General features: G+C 69.1%; 13 protein-coding genes. 7 read left to right on the forward strand and 6 right to left on the reverse strand.

The genetic code is table 11. The annotated features are described in order from the left end of the window. The first annotated feature begins 2 nt into the window (after nt 1-2). From ACFC0O_RS09590 to ACFC0O_RS09600, 3 genes are all read left to right on the forward strand, one after another. Nucleotides 3-1,301: a DegT/DnrJ/EryC1/StrS family aminotransferase gene (locus ACFC0O_RS09590; protein WP_375955274.1), complete on the forward strand. Its 1,299-nt coding sequence runs from the start codon at nt 3-5 to the stop codon at nt 1,299-1,301. Next, on the forward strand, nt 1,298-2,440 hold the full coding sequence (locus ACFC0O_RS09595) for a cytochrome P450 (RefSeq protein ID WP_375955276.1): 1,143 nt from the start codon (nt 1,298-1,300) through the stop codon (nt 2,438-2,440). Before ACFC0O_RS09590 ends, ACFC0O_RS09595 begins: the two co-directional genes overlap by 4 nt. A gap of 142 nt (nt 2,441-2,582) precedes the next feature. Next, a complete protein-coding gene (locus ACFC0O_RS09600) occupies nt 2,583-3,200 on the forward strand; it encodes an AAA family ATPase (RefSeq protein ID WP_375955278.1) in 618 nt (205 codons plus the stop codon). 7 nt (nt 3,201-3,207) lie between these two features. On the opposite strand, the gene ACFC0O_RS09605 is transcribed toward ACFC0O_RS09600, so the two are convergent. Both ACFC0O_RS09605 and ACFC0O_RS09610 read right to left on the reverse strand, forming a co-directional pair. After that, nucleotides 3,208-4,134: a diacylglycerol kinase family protein gene (locus tag ACFC0O_RS09605; RefSeq protein ID WP_375955280.1), complete on the reverse strand. Its 927-nt coding sequence runs from the start codon at nt 4,132-4,134 to the stop codon at nt 3,208-3,210. Further along, entirely contained in the window at nt 4,131-5,708 is a 1,578-nt protein-coding gene (locus ACFC0O_RS09610) for an FAD-binding oxidoreductase (protein WP_375956073.1), read from the reverse strand. The genes ACFC0O_RS09605 and ACFC0O_RS09610 overlap by 4 nt, the downstream gene beginning before the upstream one ends. A 116-nt stretch (nt 5,709-5,824) precedes the next feature. Between ACFC0O_RS09610 and ACFC0O_RS09615 the strand changes: the two genes are divergently transcribed. Together ACFC0O_RS09615 and ACFC0O_RS09620 are read left to right on the forward strand one after the other, a co-directional pair. After that, entirely contained in the window at nt 5,825-6,451 is a 627-nt protein-coding gene (locus tag ACFC0O_RS09615; RefSeq protein ID WP_364629537.1) for a TetR/AcrR family transcriptional regulator, read from the forward strand. Beyond that, complete coding sequence (locus tag ACFC0O_RS09620; protein WP_375955282.1) at nt 6,448-7,989, forward strand: FAD-dependent oxidoreductase; 1,542 nt, start codon at nt 6,448-6,450, stop codon at nt 7,987-7,989. The genes ACFC0O_RS09615 and ACFC0O_RS09620 overlap by 4 nt, the downstream gene beginning before the upstream one ends. Nucleotides 7,990-8,113: 124 nt before the next feature. Here ACFC0O_RS09620 and ACFC0O_RS09625 read toward each other — a convergent pair whose 3' ends face one another. Next, nucleotides 8,114-8,617 carry a hypothetical protein gene (locus ACFC0O_RS09625; RefSeq protein WP_375955284.1) on the reverse strand — a complete coding sequence of 168 codons (504 nt, stop codon included), beginning with the start codon at nt 8,615-8,617 and terminating at the stop codon, nt 8,114-8,116. Between the two features lie 222 nt (nt 8,618-8,839). Between ACFC0O_RS09625 and ACFC0O_RS09630 the strand changes: the two genes are divergently transcribed. Then, nucleotides 8,840-10,288 (forward strand): FHA domain-containing protein, encoded by a 1,449-nt coding sequence (locus tag ACFC0O_RS09630; protein ID WP_375955286.1) that lies wholly within the window; start codon nt 8,840-8,842, stop codon nt 10,286-10,288. 66 nt (nt 10,289-10,354) lie between these two features. Here ACFC0O_RS09630 and ACFC0O_RS09635 read toward each other — a convergent pair whose 3' ends face one another. Genes ACFC0O_RS09635 through ACFC0O_RS09645 form a run of 3 tightly spaced genes read right to left on the reverse strand, consistent with a single transcriptional unit; the run spans nt 10,355 to nt 16,085 of the window. After that, on the reverse strand, nt 10,355-12,661 hold the full coding sequence (locus ACFC0O_RS09635) for a protein kinase (RefSeq protein WP_375955288.1): 2,307 nt from the start codon (nt 12,659-12,661) through the stop codon (nt 10,355-10,357). Then, nucleotides 12,658-14,562, reverse strand: coding sequence for a hypothetical protein (locus tag ACFC0O_RS09640; protein ID WP_375955290.1), 1,905 nt, complete (start codon nt 14,560-14,562; stop codon nt 12,658-12,660). The genes ACFC0O_RS09635 and ACFC0O_RS09640 overlap by 4 nt, the downstream gene beginning before the upstream one ends. Continuing rightward, nucleotides 14,559-16,085 carry a hypothetical protein gene (locus tag ACFC0O_RS09645; RefSeq protein WP_375955292.1) on the reverse strand — a complete coding sequence of 509 codons (1,527 nt, stop codon included), beginning with the start codon at nt 16,083-16,085 and terminating at the stop codon, nt 14,559-14,561. The genes ACFC0O_RS09640 and ACFC0O_RS09645 overlap by 4 nt, the downstream gene beginning before the upstream one ends. A gap of 162 nt (nt 16,086-16,247) precedes the next feature. On the opposite strand from ACFC0O_RS09645, the gene ACFC0O_RS09650 reads away from it, so the two are divergent. Continuing rightward, entirely contained in the window at nt 16,248-18,548 is a 2,301-nt protein-coding gene (locus ACFC0O_RS09650) for an FdhF/YdeP family oxidoreductase (RefSeq protein ID WP_375955293.1), read from the forward strand. Nucleotides 18,549-18,552 lie beyond the last annotated feature (4 nt).

Here is an 18,552-nt window from a genome sequence, read left to right on the forward strand (position 1 = left end):
TCATGCTCGCGATACACGGCGGCGCACCGGTGCGCGGGGCGCGGGACTGGCCGGTATGGCCGCAGTACGACGTCCGCACCGAGACCGAACTGCTTGCCGCACTGCGGTCTTCGCGCTGGTCGGTGAGCTGGTACGCACCCGGGGGCGGGAAGTCTCGGGAGCGGCTCTTCGGAGAGGCGTTCGCGCACTACAACGGCGCGGCGTACGGGGTGAGCGTCGATCACGGCTCCAGCGCGCTGGTCATCGCGCTGGAGGCGCTGGGCGTCGGCCCGGGTGATGAGGTCATCGTACCCGCGCTGACCTGGGTGGCCCCGGCCACGGCCGTTTTGCGGGTCGGCGCGCTGCCCGTGCTGGTGGATGTGGATCCCGAAACCGGTTGCCTGGCTGTCGATCAGGTGCGGGCCGGGTGGTCCGCGCGCACCCGGGCGGTGATCGCGGTTCATCTGGCGTGCACGGTCGCACCGATCGTGGAGTTGTCCGAACTGACCCGGGCGGCGGGTGCCGGGCTCATCGAGGATTGTTCGCAATCGCACGGTGCGCGCTGGGGTGGGCGCGCGGTCGGCACCTTCGGCGATATCGGGGTGTTCAGCCTCGGTGCGGCCAAATCCCTGGCGGCGGGCGAGGCCGGAGCCGCCATCACCGATAGCCCCGAGCTGTATCGGCGCATGCTCATGCTGCGCGCCGATTCCCGGGGCTACACCGAGGACGCGCCCGCACCCGGCGAATACGAACTGGTCGAGCTCGGCGAGATCATGGGCGGCAACTACTGCATGTCCGAGCTCACGGCCGGGGTGCTGCTCGATCAACTGCCGCGGCTCGATGATCAGCACGCACGGCGCGAGATTCGGGCGGCGGAACTCGAGGACGGTCTGACCCGGATACCCGGCCTGTCCTCGATTCCCGTTCCCGCGCAGGTGGATCGGCGCGCGATCTACGAGTACGGCATTCGATTCGCACCGGGGACGTTCGGTGGGGCATCGGTCGACCGGATCGCGGCCGCGCTATCCGCCGAGCTGGGCACCAAGGTCTACCCGCCACGCGTCCCGCTGCCCAGCGGCAATCTGCTACGGGCACATACCAAACCGCGCTTCGCCCGGCTCTGGGATGCGGTGCGCGCCACCGGCCGGGATTTCTCCGGCGCGCACGACTACCGCGATCACACCCTGCTCATGCATCACAGCGTGCTGCTCGGTGACCGCAGCGATATCGACGACATACTCACCGCCCTGGCGAAGGTCCGCGAAGCCTCCGGATCGCTCACGGACGCGGATTCCCCAGCACTGAAAGGCATTTCGGCATGACGCTTTCCGACCCGCCGCTCTCCGAGGTCCCGTCGCCGGGTTGTCCGGTCGCCGGGATGAGCGCGACGCGGACGCCGACCGGGGATCCGGCGTGGCTCGCGACCGGGTATCACCTGGTGCGGGAGTTGTTCGCGGAGCCGAATCTGGGGCGTTCGCACCCGAGTCCCGAAACCGCCTCGCGGATGGGTGAATCCGCGTTCTTCGGCGGTCCGGTGGGGAACTTCGCCAGTGAGCGCGCCGATCATCTGCGGATGAAATCGATTCTGCAGCCGCATTTCTCGGTGCGGCGGATGCGGGAGTTCCAGCCGCGGGTGGAGGCCATCACCGCGCGGCTGCTCGATGAGATGGCGGCACAGGGTTCGTCGGCGGATCTGCACACCGCGCTGGCGCTGCCGCTACCGCTGCTGGTGATCTGCGAATTGCTCGGGGTGCCCTATGACGACCGGGATCGATTCCGGGAGTGGGTGACCGCGGTAGGCGATGTGCGGGATCGGGCGAAGGTCGAATGGGGCGTGGCGGAGCTGTTCGAGTACTGCCGGAAGTCGGTGGAGCGCAAGCGTCGTGATCCCGGCGATGACGTCACCTCGCGGTTGTGCGCCGATCCGGAATTGAGCGAGGAGGAGATCGCCACCTTCGCCATGATGCTGCTGTTCGCGGGGCATGAGACCTCGGTGGTGCATATCGGTGTCGGGGCGCTCATGCTGCTGGCCGATCCTGAACTGTGGCGCACACTGCACGACAATCCGGCGCTATTGCCTTCCGCCACCGAGGAACTGCTGCGCGCCTGCGAGCCGACGAATCTGCCGCGCTATGCCCGCACCGATCTGGACATCGATGGGGTGCGGGTGGCAGCCGGGGATCTGGTGCTGCTCGGACTCACCTCGGCCAATCACGATCCCACGGTCTTCCCCGAGCCGAGCCGGGTGGATTTCACCCGCCAGCAGGGCACGCACTTCACCTTCGGATACGGCGCGCGCTACTGCATCGGCGCACCGCTGGCCCGGATCGAATTGCACACCGCCTTCGGGCAATTGGTTTCACGATTCCCGGATATGCGGCTCGCGGTGGACAAGCAGACCCTGATCATGCGCGACGATGTCTTCACCGGCGGCCTGCGCACCCTGCCGGTGCGGTGGTGACCCCGCGATGGCTCTTCGGGAAAAATCAGGGGAAATCCCGGTTGTCCGAATGGTGTCCGTTACCGATGCTTGAAGGGTGAATCCCCCGCTGGAACCCGCCTTACAGGCCGATAACGACCCTCCGTATCCGAGGCCGCGCACGATGACGCCCCATCGGGTGCACGATCTGCGCGGCCATGCCATTCGCGAATTGCGTTATCCCGCAAGCGCCGCCGTGATCTTCACCGGTGTGCCGGGTGCGGGTAAGAGCACCGCCCTGCGAAAACTGTTCGGCGACTACCCCGATGCGGTCGAGCCCGCGCTGAGTCCGGTGGGCGCACTGCTGGTGGATTCGCATCAGTCGCGCAAATGGTGGCAGCGCCGGTTGCGCGCGGTGCCGTACCCGCTGCTGCTGCCGATCGTGCACCTCACGCACTACCTGCGGATTCGGACCGCGCTGCGGCGCGCGGACGGACCGGTGATCATTCACGACTGCGGTACCCGGAACTGGGTGCGGCGCTTGGTCGCGGCGTGGGCACGCGGTGTGGGCCGCCCCGTGCACCTGGTCATGATCGATGCCTCCGCCGAACTGGCGCGGGCCGGTCAGGTCTCTCGCGGCCGCACCGTGAGCCAGCTCAGCTTCCAATGGCATTGCATGCGCTGGCAGCGGCTGATGGACCGGGCGGGCGCGGGTGTGAAGCCGGATCCCGCGCCCGAATCGGTGGTCATCCTGGATCGCGCGGCCGTCACCGAACTGGCCGAGGTATCCTTCCCGGCCTGAATTCGGTTCAGGGGACCAGGATCTCCAGCGCACCCGGATGTGCGATGAAGGTGGCGGGGAGCATGCCCGCCGGATCGCCGTCCGCGGTCGCGGGCGCGTCCGGGGCGGTGAGGGTGAAGCGCGCGGCGGTGTACTGGGTGGTGGCCGGATGCTCGATGCGCTTGCCCGCCGACAACGCGGGCAGCAGGCGCAACAGATCCCGGCGCGGCATGGCTCCGACGACCGTGAGGTTGAGCAGGCCGTCATCGATGACCGCGTCGGGGGTGATGAGCATGCCGCCGCCGTAGGTGCGGGTATTGCCGACCGCGACCATGATGGCGTCCTGTTCGATCACGGTGCCGTCCGGATGATCCGGTGAGCCGTGCAATTCGATGCGATACGGCACCGCGAGCTTGCCCACCAGCTCCAGCAAGGCGGCCACGGTATAGCGCAGCGGACCCTTGGGCCAGGTCATTCGGTTGGCGCGCAAGGTGACTCGGGCGTCGAGGCCGGTGCCGGTGACCGTCGCGAACCATATCGGGCGCGCGGCGGCCTCGGCCTGCACGGTGCCCAGGTCGATGACGCGGGTCTTACCGCCCAGAACCACGTCGACCGCGGCGGCCGTCTCGTCCGGGATGGCGACCTCGCGGGCCAGATCGTTGCCGGTGCCGCCGGGCACCAGCCCGAGCGGGACACCGGTGCCGACCAGCGCCTGCAACACCACGCAGGTCAGGCCGTCACCGCCCGCCGCCACCACGGCATCGGGCCGGGCGGCCGGATCGGCGAGCGCGGCGCGCACCCGGTTCTCGGTATCTGTCGCCGAATCACCGCTGATCTCGATGACCTGGATGCCGCGTTCGGCGAACAGGTTGGCGGCGGCGATCCCGACCTGCACGCCTTTACCGTGACCCGACAGCGGATTGGTCACCAGCAGTACGGAGCGAATCTCTCTCACGGAATGAGCTTCCCAGGGTTCATGATTCCGGCGGGGTCCACGGCATTCTTCACCGCGCGCAGCACCTGGACGCCGAGATCGCCGATTTCGGCGGTCATCCACGGGCGGTGATCCGCGCCGACGGCGTGGTGGTGGGTGATGGTGCCCGAGGCGGCGACGATGGCATCGCCGACGGCGTGTTTGGCCGCGGCCCACTGTGCGATCGGATCATCGGCCTGCTTCGCCACGATGGTGAAGTAGAGTGACGCGCCGGTCGGGTAGGTGTGCGAGATATGGCACATGACCAGGGCGGGCGTGCCCTGCGCGGTGAGCGAATCGGTCAGCGCGGCGGTGACTTTCGCCTTCAGATTGGCGAGATTGGACCAGACGGTGGCGGTTTCGAGGGTCTCGCACAGAATTCCGGCGTCCAGCAGGGCATCTCGCAGATAGGGGGCGGCGAAGCGGCCGTGCTCCCATTCGCGGGCCGGACTCTCGCCGAGGGCGGTGCCACCGGCGGCGGTGAGCAGATCCGTCGCTTCGGCGCTGCGGGCCGCGACATGCGCCGCGGTGCCCTCGAAGGTGGTGACCGCCAGGCAGCCGCCGACGGGTGCGCCGCCGATATCCCCGGCGCGAGCCAGGTTCAGGCCGGTCTCGGCCTCATCGGACAGCCGCATCACGGTGGGTGCCGCGCCCGCCTGGATGACCGTGCGCAGCGCGTTCGCGCCGGTGGCGAAGTCCGGGAAGGACCACGCCTGGTACGCGGTGGTTTCCGGTACGGGATGCACGCGCAGGGTGACGCCGGTGATGATGCCGAGGGTGCCCTCGGAACCGGAGAAGAGTTCGCGCAGATCGGGTCCGGCGGCCGAGGCGGGGGCCCGGCCCAGATCGAGATCGCCTGCGGGCGTGGCGATTCGGAGCCGCTGGATCATATCGTCGAAGCGGCCGTATCCGGCCGACGCCTGACCCGAGGAACGCGTGGCCGCGAAGCCGCCGATGGTGGCGTATTCGAAGCTCTGCGGATAGTGGCCGAGCGAAAGTCCGTGCTCGGCAAGGAGTTCCTCGGCGCGCGGACCGGTCAGGCCCGCGCCCAGGGTGGCGGTGCCGCTGATCGGATCCACCTCGGTGATGGTGTCCAGGCGGCGCAGGTCCAGGGCGATGACCGCGCCGAAAATGCCTCGGGCCGGGTCCAATCCGCCGACGACGCTGGTGCCGCCGCCGAAGGGAACCACGGCGATGCCGCTGCCGGAACAGTATTCGAGCAGGGCGGTGACCTCGTCGTGGTCGGCGGGGAAGACGACGGCGTCGGGGGCGTCCTGCGGGGCGGTATCGCGGCGGCGCAGCAGATCGGGGGTGCTCTTGCCACCCGCGTGCCGCAGGCGATCGCGGTGGTCGAGCGACACATTGTCCGTACCGACCACCGCGCCGAGCCCGGCTTGCTGTTCCGGGGACAGGGCCGATGCGCGCAGCGGCACGTCGCCCTCATCGCGACGGGTCGCCGGCTCACCGGATACCCCGAATACCTGCGTGAGCAGTCCCCGGATTTGTTCGGGCAACGGTTTGTGTCCGGACGGGGAGCCCCAGGCGTCCCACACCATACTCGCGCGGGCTTGCGGCTCGCCCGGGTTTTCCGTGGATGCGGAGGCTGCTCGTGTGTCGACCATGCGTTACAGTCTGACATAGAATGTCAAGCAGTAACGAAACCCTCCCAAGGATGGCGGCAACCGTGGCCTCGACCGAACCATCATCCGCCGTCGACCGGGCCATCATGGACGCGGCGCGCGCCTGCGTGGCCGAATTCGGCGTGCGGCGCACCACGCTCACCGAGGTGGCGCGGCGCGCGGGCGTGAGCAGGCCGACCGTGTACCGGCGCTGGGCCGATACCGGATCGCTGGTCGCGGATCTGCTGGTGCGCGAATTGCGCGAGATCATCGCCGAGGCCATCCCCGACGGCGGCACCGCGCGCGAGCGACTGGTGGGCGCGATCGTCGGCGGCGGGTCGATGATGCGGCGGAATCCGCTGTTCGCCAAGATCTTCCGCACCGACGCCGATGTCATGCTCACCTACGTCTTCGAACGGCTCGGCCGCAATCAGCGCGCGCTGATCGGGCTGTTCGCCGAAACCATTCGAGAAGGCCAGCGGGACGGGTCGATTCGCGAGGGCGAACCCGAACAGCTCGCCGCCATGCTGTTGCTGCTGGCGCAGTCCGCCGTCCAATCCGCGGGCACCGTCACCGATTTCCTCGATTCGGATCAGCTCGATATCGAACTCGGCCGGGCCATCACCGGCTATCTGACTCCGGTCCTCTCCACCGCTCCACGGCGAAAGGTCTTCCCATGAACGGCACTTCGGCTCGGCCCAGCTCGGCGCTCAACGCCGCTCGGCGGCAACGGGAATGGGCGGCGCTCGGCGACGAGACCATCGATGTGCTGGTGATCGGCGGCGGAATCACCGGGGCCGGTGTGGCTTTGGACGCGGCCTCGCGCGGGCTGCGCACGGTGCTGGTGGACAAGCATGACCTGGCGTTCGGGACCAGCCGGTGGAGTTCCAAACTGGTGCACGGCGGGCTGCGGTATCTGGCCAGCGGCGGGGTGGGCATCGCGCATGAGAGCGCCGTGGAGCGGGATATCCTGCTCACCCGCACCGCGCCGCATCTGACCCGGGCGCTGCCGCAGGTGGTGCCGCTGCTGCCGAATATCGGTGCGGCACAGAAGGCATTGGTGCGGATCGGGTTCCTGGCCGGAGATGTGCTGCGGCGGACCGCGGGCACCTCGGCATCGGTGCTGCCGCGTTCGCGGCTGGTGGCGGCGGCGGAAGCCCTGCGCTTCGCGCCGACGGTGCGGCGGGACGGATTGCGCGGCGGATTGCTCGCCTGGGATGGGCAGCTCGTCGACGACGCGCGGCTGGTGGTGGCGATCGCGCGCACCGCGGCGCTGCACGGGGCATCCGTGCTCACCCGGGTCGCGGCGAGCGATGTCACCGGCACCTCGGCCGTGCTGACCGATCGGCTCACCGGCGAAACCCGCACCGTCACAGCGCGTTCGGTGATCAATGCGACCGGCGTCTGGGCCGATCAGGTGGATCCGAGCATCGAATTGCGGCCATCGCGCGGCACCCACTTGGTGTTCGACGCCGCCGCGTTCGGCGGGCTGACCGCCTCGTTGACGGTGCCGATTCCCGGCAGCACCAGCCGGTTCATCTTCGCCTTCCCCGCCGCGCACAATCGCGTCTACCTGGGGCTCACCGATGAGGAAGCGCCCGGCCCGGTCCCGGACGTCCCGCACGCCACCGAGGCCGAGATCGACTTCCTGCTCGACACCGTCAATACGGTGCTGCGGGAACCATTGACCCGCAACGATATTCGCGGCACCTACGCGGGGCTGCGCCCGCTGCTGCGCACCGGTGACGACAGCACCGCCGATATCTCCCGCGAGCACGCCGTGCTGACCTCACCCACCGGGTTGATCACCGTCGTCGGCGGCAAACTCACCACCTATCGGAAGATGGCCGAGGACACCGTGGACGCGGCCATCGCGCACGCGCACCTCACCGCGAGCCCGTGCCGCACCCGCGATCTCCCGCTGATCGGCGCGGTGTCCGGTAAGGCCCGCGATGGCATCGAAGCACCCAATCGCCTGGTCGAACGCTACGGCAGCGAGGCGACCGACATTCTCGAACTGATCGACCGGGATCCGGCACTGGCCGCCCCGGTCGCCCCCGGAATCGATGTCACCGCCGCCGAATTCGTCTTCGCCACCACCCACGAGGGCGCACTCGATATCGACGATCTGCTGGACCGCCGCACCCGCATCGGCCTGGTGGACAGCGACCGCAAGGCCGCCACCCCGGCCGCCGAGGCCGCTTTCATCCGGCCCTGATCCAGCCGCGACTGCGCGGGAGCCGGTGCGACCGGTGCCCGCGAGCAGTCCCGCTCGCACCGGATGCGCCCGCATCGTGCGGATTCGCTCGCACCGGATGCGGCCCACATGGTGCGGATTCGGCCTAGCCGCCGACGACGTAGCAGCCCGAACCGCTGCTGAGCCCGGTCGCGGCGGTGAGGTCCAGCCACGGGACGACATCCTCGCCCGGGGCGCTGTGCTGTACGACGGTGATGCGATGCGGGCCGACCGTGGCCGGAGTCCAGCGGGCCTGAGCCAGCGCACCGGAGGGCCGCGCGACCGCGAACTGAATGCCGTTGTCGTAGAAGACGACCGGAGTCGACGGGTCGTCCACGTACGCGTTGATCATGTAACCGCAACCGGTGCCGTAGCTGCTCGCGGAGCCGAAACTCAGGCCGGGTTCCGCGCCGACCCGGGTGGCGGTCGCACCGGCGGGCGCGGCCAGCGCTGTGACGCCGATCGCGAGCGCCGCCACGGCGAGCGGCCCGGCGATACGCCCTTTGACGGCAGACCCGGCGGCCCGCCGATCTCCGCCGACGTGCCCCGCAGCGCGCTGATTCCCGGCGGACGAGCGGGTGACGCGCGTATTCCTGGTGATCGTGCCCATATGGATTCGGTCCTCATCGGGTGTGCCGGAACCGAATGCACCGGCGCGTTCCCCCGATCCTCGCGCCCCGAATGCGCTCGCGCGGAGTATTCCGACAATCCGGCGAGTCCCGTGTCGCCCTTCGGTGGACCGGTCGGCTGTTTTCCCGACCGATGCGGGGAGGGCGGGGAGCACCCTATGCTGGGCTGCGATGTTGTGGGCGCCGGACATAAGGAGGCGCGAATGGGGCGGATTCCGACAACCGTAGGGCTGATGCGCGGGGATGGGCTGGTCGCGCGGTTCGGCAATGTCGTCATCTTCCTGGCCGGGACGAGCCCGTCCACCGAACGCATACTCGGCGCGGCCGAGACGGCGGCGACCGCGGCCGATCCCGGGATAGCGATCGCGCAGCGGCTGGCGGCGACCGTATTCAGCAGCGGGTCCGCGCAACCGCCGTCATTCGGGGTGGTCGCGCCCACCTCCGGGGGAATTCTGGTGCTGCTGCGCGGACCGGTGCGCGCGATCGTCGACGGGCCGGAGGGTTCCCGGCATCTATCCGGGGCGCGGGCCATGACCTGGGTCGATGAAATCCTGCGGGATCCGGTGCGCAAACTGACCGTGAGCGCGGAAAGTGATCCGGGTAACGCGGTCCCGCACACCGATCTACGCTCCGGAGTCGCCGCGGCGGGCGGATTCATCATGAACGCCCCGCCCAGCGGGATCACCCCGCCATTGCGCACCACGACGGCATCCATCCCGAAACCGCCGCCGCCCGAAACCAGTCCGGCCACACCCACCCATGACGCGACCAGACGGACATCCACGCCGACGCCGTCGCACACTCGGTTCTCCACTCCCGGGTCGGAGGCACCGCGACGTGAGAACGCCGCCGGGGCCGGTGGTTCGGAGCCCATTCGCCCGGTGAACGGCGGTGCCGCCGCGGTGGGGCCATCGTCCGGTGATTCCGAGCCCGGGCGTGCGATCCCCGGTGACTCCGGGGCGGTGCGCCGCAGAGCCGCGACCACGCCGGGGGCGACGCCGGAGGAGACCCAGGCCATCTCCGCCCTCGAGGCCGAGGAATCGCGAGCCGCCGCCGCGAAGGCAAGTCGTGCCATACCGATCGCCGATCCGGCCTCGGGTGAGCGGGCCGCCGTATCGGATATCGCGACACCGGTGCGGGACAACAGTTCTCCGGATGCCGCCGAAGCCGAGACCCGCCCGGATGCGGAGGATCAGCCTCCCACCGCCGCCTACGACGCGAAAGCCGCTGCCGCCGAGGAAGATTCCGCTCCGCGAGGGAAACCCATTGCGGGACACGTGGAACCGGAGACCGATAAGATCGGCGGGCGGCCCGGCGCGCTCACCTCCGCCGACGGCGCGATCTACCCGCTGGACCGGCCCTACGTGATCGGCCGCGACCCGATGATCGACGAATCGGTGCGCCGTGCCGCCGCCGCACCGATCGTCATCCCCCGCGACCGCCACGTATCCCGTGTGCACGCCCACGTTTTCATCGATAAGGGCCTGGTCCTGATCCGCGACGCCGCCACCCCCGGCGGCACCTACGTCGCGGCTCCCGGAGCGCAGGAATGGATCCGCGTGGGGCAGCGCCCCATGGAGCTCAAACCCGGCTGGAGCCTGCGCGTCGGCGACCGCATCCTCACCTATCAGCCCAACCCCAACCGCCGCTGACCCGACCGGCCCCTGCCGTCCCGGCATGGTTGTGTCCGGGATCCACCACCGCGGCATTCGCGCCAGTTAGGCACGCTCGCGCATACGGAGGACTCGGACGTAACGGAAGCGTTTGCCGACGCGGCGACAGCCGGTCGCCAGGGCGGCCCCGGCCCCGGCTCCCACTGCGGCACAGACGATTACGGTCGCCAAGGTGGGCTCGCGACCCAGCAGTACCCAGGCCGCGGCAACCGCCGCGATGCCGAGTACGGCAGTGCTGAGGGTCAAGCCGATGGTGGCGGCGATGCGGGAACTGCCTCTGCGCAGGGTGCGCGCGTTGGATTCGGCGTAGGCGGCGGCGAACAGGATCAATAGCAGGGTGCCGATGGCGGTGGCCGTCGTGGTGGCGCGCTGGGTGGAGTGCATGCCGAATTCGTAGGACTGCACCTGGGATCCATTGCGGAACAACGTCAATTCGGCGGTCTGATTTCCGGCGAGCACATACGGATTCACCGGTGGCGAGACCTCGACCTCGGTTCCCGGGCTCATATCGGCCGCCGCACCTCCGACCGTCGCCCCCAGCACCTTCAGCGAGAGCCTCACCGAATCGGCGTCGACGCCGTTGAGCGTGACGGGAATCGGCTTGGACAGGTCCACATCCACCCGGCTCACCGCGGCCGGATCCACCCCCGCGATCCGCACGGCCCCGGCCGGAACATCCCGCGCCGAACCGGCCCCGATCCCCAGCACCGCGGCCGCGACCACAGCACCGCCCAGTACCGCGGCCGCCACGAACGGCAGCCGCGGCGACCGCAGCGTCACCACCCGCTGCACCGGCACCAAATCCTTACGATCCACATCGACCAGCCGAACCCCGTTGTGCCGAATGGGTTCCAGCGGCCGCACCCGCACCAGCGGCCCACTGATCCACCCGGCCGCCGCTACGGCCCGAGCCCGATCCGGCGGCCGCACTCGGGGAGTGTTCCCCCCGGTCTGCCCGGGCCGTGGTCCATTCCGCGCGCCGCGCAGTCCTCCCGACGATCCGCCGGTACCGCCACCGGACTCACTCCCGAAAGGCAGGGGCGGGACCGAATCGCCCCGTGTTCCATCCTGCGGGTGCCGCGACTGTCCGGCCCGCAGTGTCGGATCGAACGGGCCGCCCACCCGGGTGGGAGACGGCCCGGTCCCCGGGAACGGTTGTCCCGCACGGACAGTGGGATCCTCCCGATTGCCCGAAGGCGGGGTTCGCGGACCGGAGTCGAAACCTTCGGAGGGATTCGGGGTGGGGCGGAAGCCGCGTCCGAAGCCTGGGCGAACTTCATGGGGGGCCGGGGTTTCCGATGGCTGTGGAGAATCCCGGGTTACGTCCTGACCGGGGTGGACGGGGTTCGGTGTGCGATCGCGGCCGCCGGAGCGATACGGGTCGGCGGGGAAGGGAGGGGGCGTGAAGGGGCGCGGGGTGCCGGTGGCGGCGGCGACTATCGTGTCCGCGCCGATCAATGGAATGCCCACGGGGGTGAGCCAATTCGCGCCCCAGCAGTGGACGGCGGGTTCGGCCAGGGCTATGCCGAAGGATTCGGCGGTGTCGAAGCGTTCGATCGGGTCGGGGGCGAGGCCGCGCATGACGACTTCGGCGATGGGCTGCGGGACGGTCGGGGCCACCGAATCGAGCGGGACGGGTTCGCCGTAGGCGTGGGCGAAGAGCATGGCCATGGCGTCCTGACCGGGCGGGAAGGGCAGCGTGCCGGACAGGAGTTGGTAGAGCATGGTGGCCAGGGCATATACATCGGTCGAGGGTGAGAGTTGTTGGCCGCGAACCTGTTCGGGGGCGATATAGGAGGGGGTGCCGATGATCTCACCGGCCCTGGTCACCAGGGTGTCCTCACCGCCGACGATCTTGGCGATGCCGAAATCGGTGAGTTTGAGCGTGCCGTTGGCGGAGAACATGAGGTTGGACGGCTTCACATCGCGATGCAGAATGCCATTGCGATGCGCCGCGTCCAGTCCGGCGGCGCAGGACAGCGCCACCGCGACCGCCGCCGTCGCCTCGAATCCCGCTGTCATGAAACGACTTTCGACGGTTCCGCCGGGCAGGTACTCCAGCACCAGCAGGCACATATCCTCATGCTCGATGTAGTCGTACACCGGCACCACGTGCGGATGATCCAGCGCCGCCATCACCCGCGCCTCGGCCACGAACCGCCGCCGCACCTGCGCGTCATGGGCGAACTGCGGCGGAATCTGCTTGATCGCCACCCGCCGCCGCAACCCGCGATGCGTCCCCGCCAGCACCACCCCGCACCCGCCCCGCCCCACCTGCCCCTCCACCACATAAGCGGGCAACGCGGCCCGCACCCGCTCGATATCCCCCTGACCCAAATCCCGCACACTCATCGCCCCGCCCCTCCCGGCCGAAACCGCCACTCCCCCGGCCCATTCCGAATAGTCGGCTCATCCTCACCGGCAGGCACGGGCTTCCGCCCCACCGCCTCCCGCCCAATCGTCTCCTCCTCCACCTGCCCCACGGGCCGCACCACCTTCTGCTGCGGCCCCGCGGGCGCGGTGGGCGACACCGACTCGGCCGCTGCGACCGGCTTGCGCCCGATGGTCTCCTCCTCCACCGGGCCCGAGGGCCGCACCACCTTCCGTTGCGACTCCCGAGGTGCCGCAGGTCCTACGTTCTCGCCCGGAGGGCTCTCCGCTGCGGGCGACATGACTGTCTCGGCTGCGCCCGCCGGGTTTTCCGAACCCGGGGACACCATCGTTTCCGCAGGTTCCGACGGGTTCGGAGAGGCTTTCGCGGACGCCGGGGGCGCAGCATTCTCAGTGGCGTGTCGATCCGGCTTCCGCAGGTCGGGCTTGGATTCGGCTGGGGCATGTGGTCCGTGCGCCGCTTGGGTTGAAGCCTCGATCGGCGCGCTGGGATTGGTGCCGCCTTTGGCAGCGGGTGGCGTTTCGGAGCCGGAACCCCTTGGGGCGGGAGGTGTTCCGGTGGGAGGTGCGGTCGACTGTCGGCCGCGCGCGCTGCCCGCCGGATAGCCGAGAGTCTCGAGTTCGTCGGGGGAGAGAATCGGTGTGCCGCCGGGGCCTCGGCCCGTTGTCTGGGGTGCGGGCGCGGCGCGGAAGGCCGGGGAACCGGGTATTGCGGTGGTGGGGAGGTCGGGAGCGCCCGTGGGCCTGGGGATTTCGCCGGAGGGCGGTGGCCGCATGCCGACTATCGGCATCGGGCGGCTGGGTGTTCGGCCGGGCTGATAGGTGTTCGAGCGAGGGATGGGCGAACCGCCGGAGTTGAAACCCCGTGCACCGCCCGGGACGGATCCGACCACACCACCCGGAACGGAGCCGCCCACACCGCCCGGGGCGTAGCCGACCGCACCGGCGGGAGCGTAGCCACCGCCCGGGTTGGCGGACATTCCGGCCATGTCGGGGTGGTTACCGCTTGCACCGGGGAGGGCGGTGGCCAGGTCGGAGGAGCCTGCCGGGTAGCCGTGGGCGTCGAGTTCTCTTGCGGCGGCGAGGTCTTCGGCGTCGAGTTCGAGATCGCTGGCGGTTCGGGGGGTGGGTGAGAGGTAGCCCGCCAGGAAGAAGAGGGCGGCGGTGGCACCGGCCAGGGAGAGCCAGAGGGCGGTGCCGGGGACCCACCAGCGGACTACCGAGGCGGTGAAGCCGATCATGAGGCCGATTCCTATGCCGGGGGCGAGCAGGCGCAGGCCGCGCTGCCAGCGGTTGGCCGAAAGGCGGTGTCTGGCAACGGTCAACGCGGCGTCGGCGATGGCGAGCAAAGTGAGGACGGCGAGGATGATGCCGAAGAGGCCGTAGACCGAGACCAGGGAGCCGCGTACGTCGACGACGGTGTGGGTGTTGGTCAGGGGTTTACCGTCGGAGCCGATCAGGGTGAGGTCCGCGCCGATGAGGCCGGTGGCCTGGCCGTCGAGTCCGGCGGGGTCCAAGCGGTAGGTGAGCTTCCCGGATTTGCCTGCGGCGACGGTCAATTCGACCGAGGTGGAGTAGGAGAAGAAGTTCAGGCCGAGGATATGCCCGGCCAGATCCACGCGGCGCACCGTGACGGGTTTGGCGGTGCCGTTGACCACCTCGACGGTCACCTGGCTGACCTTGGCCGGGTCCAGGCGCACCGGATTGCGGGCATCCGCGCCCGCGATGGCTCGCCCCTCGATACTGGCGTTGGCGCGCACGCCATCCGCCGCGAACGCTGCGGCCGGACCGAACAATACTGCGGCAGAGAGGAATACAGCCAGCGCCCCGGCGAGGGCACGGCTGCGGCTGCGGACGGTCATCTGGGCCTCCGGGCGGGCAGATGGGATACCAGGCGATGGCCGAAGAACCAGCCGCCGATGAGCAGGAAGAACAGCAGCACCGTGGCGGTACCGGCATCGCCGCCCACCTGGCTGACCAGCACGACGTCCAGGTCCGCCGCGAGTTTGGGTCCGCATTCGGCGGTCACCTGATGCTGGCCGATTTCGGTTGCGCCCGTTGGCAAGGTGGCGTCGAACCCGCCGTCGGCCCGCGCACGCGTATCACCCGCACCGACACCGCCGATGGAGAGCTTCACATTCGCGTTGGCATCGCAGCCGCGCCCGGTCACGGTCACCGAAGCACCCGGAGACACCGCGACCGGGTTCAGCGACAGCCCGGAATTGACCGGGAACACATCATTCGACCCGGCGGGCTTCGGAGTCTCCGGATTCGGCGGCTGCGTAGTCGGATTCGGTTGCGGCACAACGCTCTGACCCGGATCCTCGGTGGGCGGCGGCGTGGTGACCGGCGGATTCGGCTTCCCACCACCGGGATTCGGATTCCCTCCCCCCGGATTGGGGTTCCCGCCACCCGTCTCGCATTTACCGCTGGCCGGTTTCACCGACCCGTCGGGGCATTTCTCGGGTGGCTGCGTAGTCGTGCACACCCCGTTCGCAGGCTTGACCGAACCATCCGGGCACTTCTCCGGCGGAGCGGTCGTGGGGCACACCCCGTTTGCGGGCTTCACCGAACCGTCGGGACACTTCTCCGGCGGCGTCGTCGACGGACACACCCCACTCGCGGGCTTCACCGAACCATCGGGGCAGTACTCGACCGGCTTCGGACACACCCCACTCGACGGCTTCACCGAACCATCCGGGCAATAATCGATCACCGGCGCGCACTTACCGCTGGCGGGTTTCACCGAACCGTCCGGGCAGTACTCGACCGGCTTCGGGCAGCTGCCGCTGGACGGTTTCACCGAACCATCCGGGCAATAATCGATCACCGGCGCGCATTTGCCGCTGGCGGGCTTGACCGAACCGTCCGGGCAGTACTCGACCGGCTTCGGGCAGCTGCCGCTGGACGGTTTCACGGATCCGTCGGGGCAGTATTCGATGACGGGTGCGCACTTGCCGCTGGCGGGTTTCACGGACCCATCCGGGCAGTATTCGGGTTGTGTGGCGGGGCATTTGCCGCTGCGCGGTTTGACCGAGCCGTCGGGGCAGTATTCGGGCTGCGGGTTGCCGTCGTGGGTGCCGGTGCAGTCGGAGGTGGTGCAGCCGTTGTAGCCGGGTGGTGCGGGTGTGGTCGTGCCCGGCGAATCCAGCAGGGCGGGAGGACTATTGGCGGGCAGGCGATCGGCGGACAGTGCGCCGACCGATTGCGCGGGCGCGGGAATCGGTTCGGCAGCACCGATCCCGGCGGCGAGCACCATGGCGACGAGTGCGCAGAACGCCGCGAGAAGTCCTGGGATGCGGCCCGAATTCCGTACGCCGCGTGGAAATTTCGCACGCCGGTGCTGTTCGCCGGCACGCGGACCGAATACTACTGGTGTGTCCATCCGGCGTAACCTCGCTGGTTAGATGGTACGGCCCAGCGCCCCCCGTCGCGCGCGTGTTTCCCGTGCTCCCTATATCGCGGATGAGCCGCCGAGTGTTCACCGGCCTAGGATTCATAGGACCACTTCGGTACCCCGGGTCCGCGCAAGAGGAGAATGGCCGTTATGCATCGTGCCGCGCCGAAAAAAGACATCGATGAGGCCGCGCTGACCGTCACCCCTCCGAAAACCGAGGCGGCGGGCGTGAAGGCCGTGACGGTGGCCCTGGAACGCGCCGTCGAGGAAATGGGCGTGATCCGCACCGCCCGCACCCTGACCAGGCTGAATCAACGCCACGGCTTCGACTGCCCGGGCTGCGCCTGGCCGGAGCCGACCGGCACCCGCCGCCCCGCGGAATTCTGCGAGAACGGGGCCAAGGCGGTCGCCGAAGAGGCCACGCTGCGCACCGTCACCCCCGCGTTCTTCGCCGAGCACTCCATCGCGGATCTGGACGGCAAATCCGGCTACTGGCTCGGCCAGCAGGGCCGCATCACCCATCCGATGGTGCTGCGCCCCGGCGATACGCACTATTCCCCCATCGCATGGGATGACGCCTACCGCATCATCGCCGATGAGCTGCGCGGCCTGGACTCCCCCGATGAGGCGGTCTTCTACACCTCCGGCCGTACTGCCAATGAGACCGCGTTCCTGTATCAGCTGCTGGTGCGCAGCTTCGGCACCAATAATCTGCCGGACTGTTCGAATATGTGCCACGAATCCTCGGGCGCGGCACTGACCTCCTCGATCGGCATCGGCAAGGGTTCGGTGACGATCGACGATTTCAAGAAGGCCGATCTCATTATCGTGGCCGGGCAGAATCCGGGCACCAACCATCCGCGCATGCTGTCCGCGCTGGGTGAGGCAAAGGCGCACGGCGCCAAGGTGATCGCGGTCAACCCGCTGCCCGAGACCGGGTTGATCGGCTTCCGGGATCCGCAGACCATCAAGGGTTTCACCTCCGGCATCACCATTGCCGACGACTTCCTGCAGATCCGGCTCGGCGGCGATATGGCGCTGTTCCAGGGCCTGGGCAAACTGCTGTTCGAGGCCGAGGACCGCGAGCCCGGCACGGTGGTGGACCACGAATTCGTCAATGCGCACACCGCGGGTTTCGCCGAATACGAGAAGCAGGCGCGCGCGGTCGATCTCGGCATCGTCGAGGAGGCCACCGGTCTGACCCGCGCCGACCTCGATCGCACCGCGGCGCTGCTGGCCGAATCCGAGGCCGTGATCATCTGCTGGGCAATGGGTTTGACGCAGCAGGTGCACGGCGTCGCCACCATCGAGGAGGCGACCAATCTGCTGCTCATGCGCGGCATGATCGGCAAACCTGGTGCGGGCGTCTGCCCGGTGCGCGGGCATTCCAATGTGCAGGGCGATCGCACCATGGGTATCTGGGAGAAGATGCCCGACGCCTTCCTGGACGCACTGGACCGCGAGTTCGGCATCACCAGCCCGCGCGAACACGGCTGGGACACCGTCGATTCCATTCGCGCCATGCGGGACGGGCGCGGCAAGGTGTTCTTCGGCATGGGCGGCAATTTCGTCTCCGCCACCCCCGATACCGCGGTCACCGAGGCCGCGCTGCGCAATTGCGCACTGACCGTGCAGGTCTCGACCAAACTCAATCGCAGCCATGTGGTGCACGGCCGCACCGCGCTCATCCTGCCCACCCTGGGCCGCACCGACGAGGATATGCAGGGTGGTGTGCGCCAACAGGTTTCGGTGGAGGACTCGATGTCCATGGTGCACCTGTCCACCGGCCGCCTGAAGCCCGTCAGCGCCGAACTGCGCAGTGAGGTCGCGATCGTGTGCGAACTCGGCGAGGCGCTGTTCGGCCCCGGGCATTCGGTGCCCTGGGCGCAACTGCGCGGCGATTACGACCGGATTCGCGACGCCATCGCCGATGTGGTGCCCGGGTGCGCCGACTACAACACGAAAGTGCGGGGCCGCAACGGTTTCCAGCTTCCGCATCCACCGCGCGACGCCCGCGAATTCCGCACCACCACGGGTAAGGCCAATTTCGCGGTGAACGAACTGCACTGGCTGCCGGTGCCCGAAGGCCGCCTCATCCTGCAGACCCTGCGCAGCCACGACCAGTACAACACCACCATCTACGGCCTGGACGATCGCTATCGCGGTATCCACAATGGCCGTCGCGTGGTGCTGGTCCACCCGGAGGACATCGCCGAATTGGGTTTCGCCGAGGACGATCTCGTGGACGTCATCTCCGAATGGACCGATGGCAGCGAACGCCGGGTGGAGGGATTCCGCCTGGTCGGCTACGCCACCCCGCGCGGTAATGCCGCCGCCTACTATCCGGAGACCAATCCGCTCGTCGCACTCGACCATGTCGCGCGCCGATCGAACACCCCCGTCTCCAAAGCCGTCACCGTCCGCTTCGAGCGCCATATCCATAGGACATAGGACG

The organism is Nocardia sp. NPDC056100 (genome assembly GCF_042266325.1).
Classification (GTDB): domain Bacteria; phylum Actinomycetota; class Actinomycetes; order Mycobacteriales; family Mycobacteriaceae; genus Nocardia.

Excerpts from the sequence above, each read along its gene's own strand:
- ACFC0O_RS09610 (WP_375956073.1), bottom strand. The coding sequence starts at position 5,708 with ATGGTGTGGGACGCCTGGGGCTCCCCGTCCGGACACAAACCGTTGCCC.
- ACFC0O_RS09590 (WP_375955274.1), top strand. The coding sequence starts at position 3 with ATGCTCGCGATACACGGCGGCGCACCGGTGCGCGGGGCGCGGGACTGG.
- ACFC0O_RS09645 (WP_375955292.1), bottom strand. The coding sequence starts at position 16,085 with ATGGACACACCAGTAGTATTCGGTCCGCGTGCCGGCGAACAGCACCGG.
- ACFC0O_RS09635 (WP_375955288.1), bottom strand. The coding sequence starts at position 12,661 with ATGAGTGTGCGGGATTTGGGTCAGGGGGATATCGAGCGGGTGCGGGCC.
- ACFC0O_RS09640 (WP_375955290.1), bottom strand. The coding sequence starts at position 14,562 with ATGACCGTCCGCAGCCGCAGCCGTGCCCTCGCCGGGGCGCTGGCTGTA.
- ACFC0O_RS09630 (WP_375955286.1), top strand. The coding sequence starts at position 8,840 with ATGGGGCGGATTCCGACAACCGTAGGGCTGATGCGCGGGGATGGGCTG.
- ACFC0O_RS09650 (WP_375955293.1), top strand. The coding sequence starts at position 16,248 with ATGCATCGTGCCGCGCCGAAAAAAGACATCGATGAGGCCGCGCTGACC.
- ACFC0O_RS09595 (WP_375955276.1), top strand. The coding sequence starts at position 1,298 with ATGACGCTTTCCGACCCGCCGCTCTCCGAGGTCCCGTCGCCGGGTTGT.
- ACFC0O_RS09625 (WP_375955284.1), bottom strand. The coding sequence starts at position 8,617 with ATGGGCACGATCACCAGGAATACGCGCGTCACCCGCTCGTCCGCCGGG.
- ACFC0O_RS09615 (WP_364629537.1), top strand. The coding sequence starts at position 5,825 with ATGGCGGCAACCGTGGCCTCGACCGAACCATCATCCGCCGTCGACCGG.
- ACFC0O_RS09620 (WP_375955282.1), top strand. The coding sequence starts at position 6,448 with ATGAACGGCACTTCGGCTCGGCCCAGCTCGGCGCTCAACGCCGCTCGG.
- ACFC0O_RS09600 (WP_375955278.1), top strand. The coding sequence starts at position 2,583 with ATGACGCCCCATCGGGTGCACGATCTGCGCGGCCATGCCATTCGCGAA.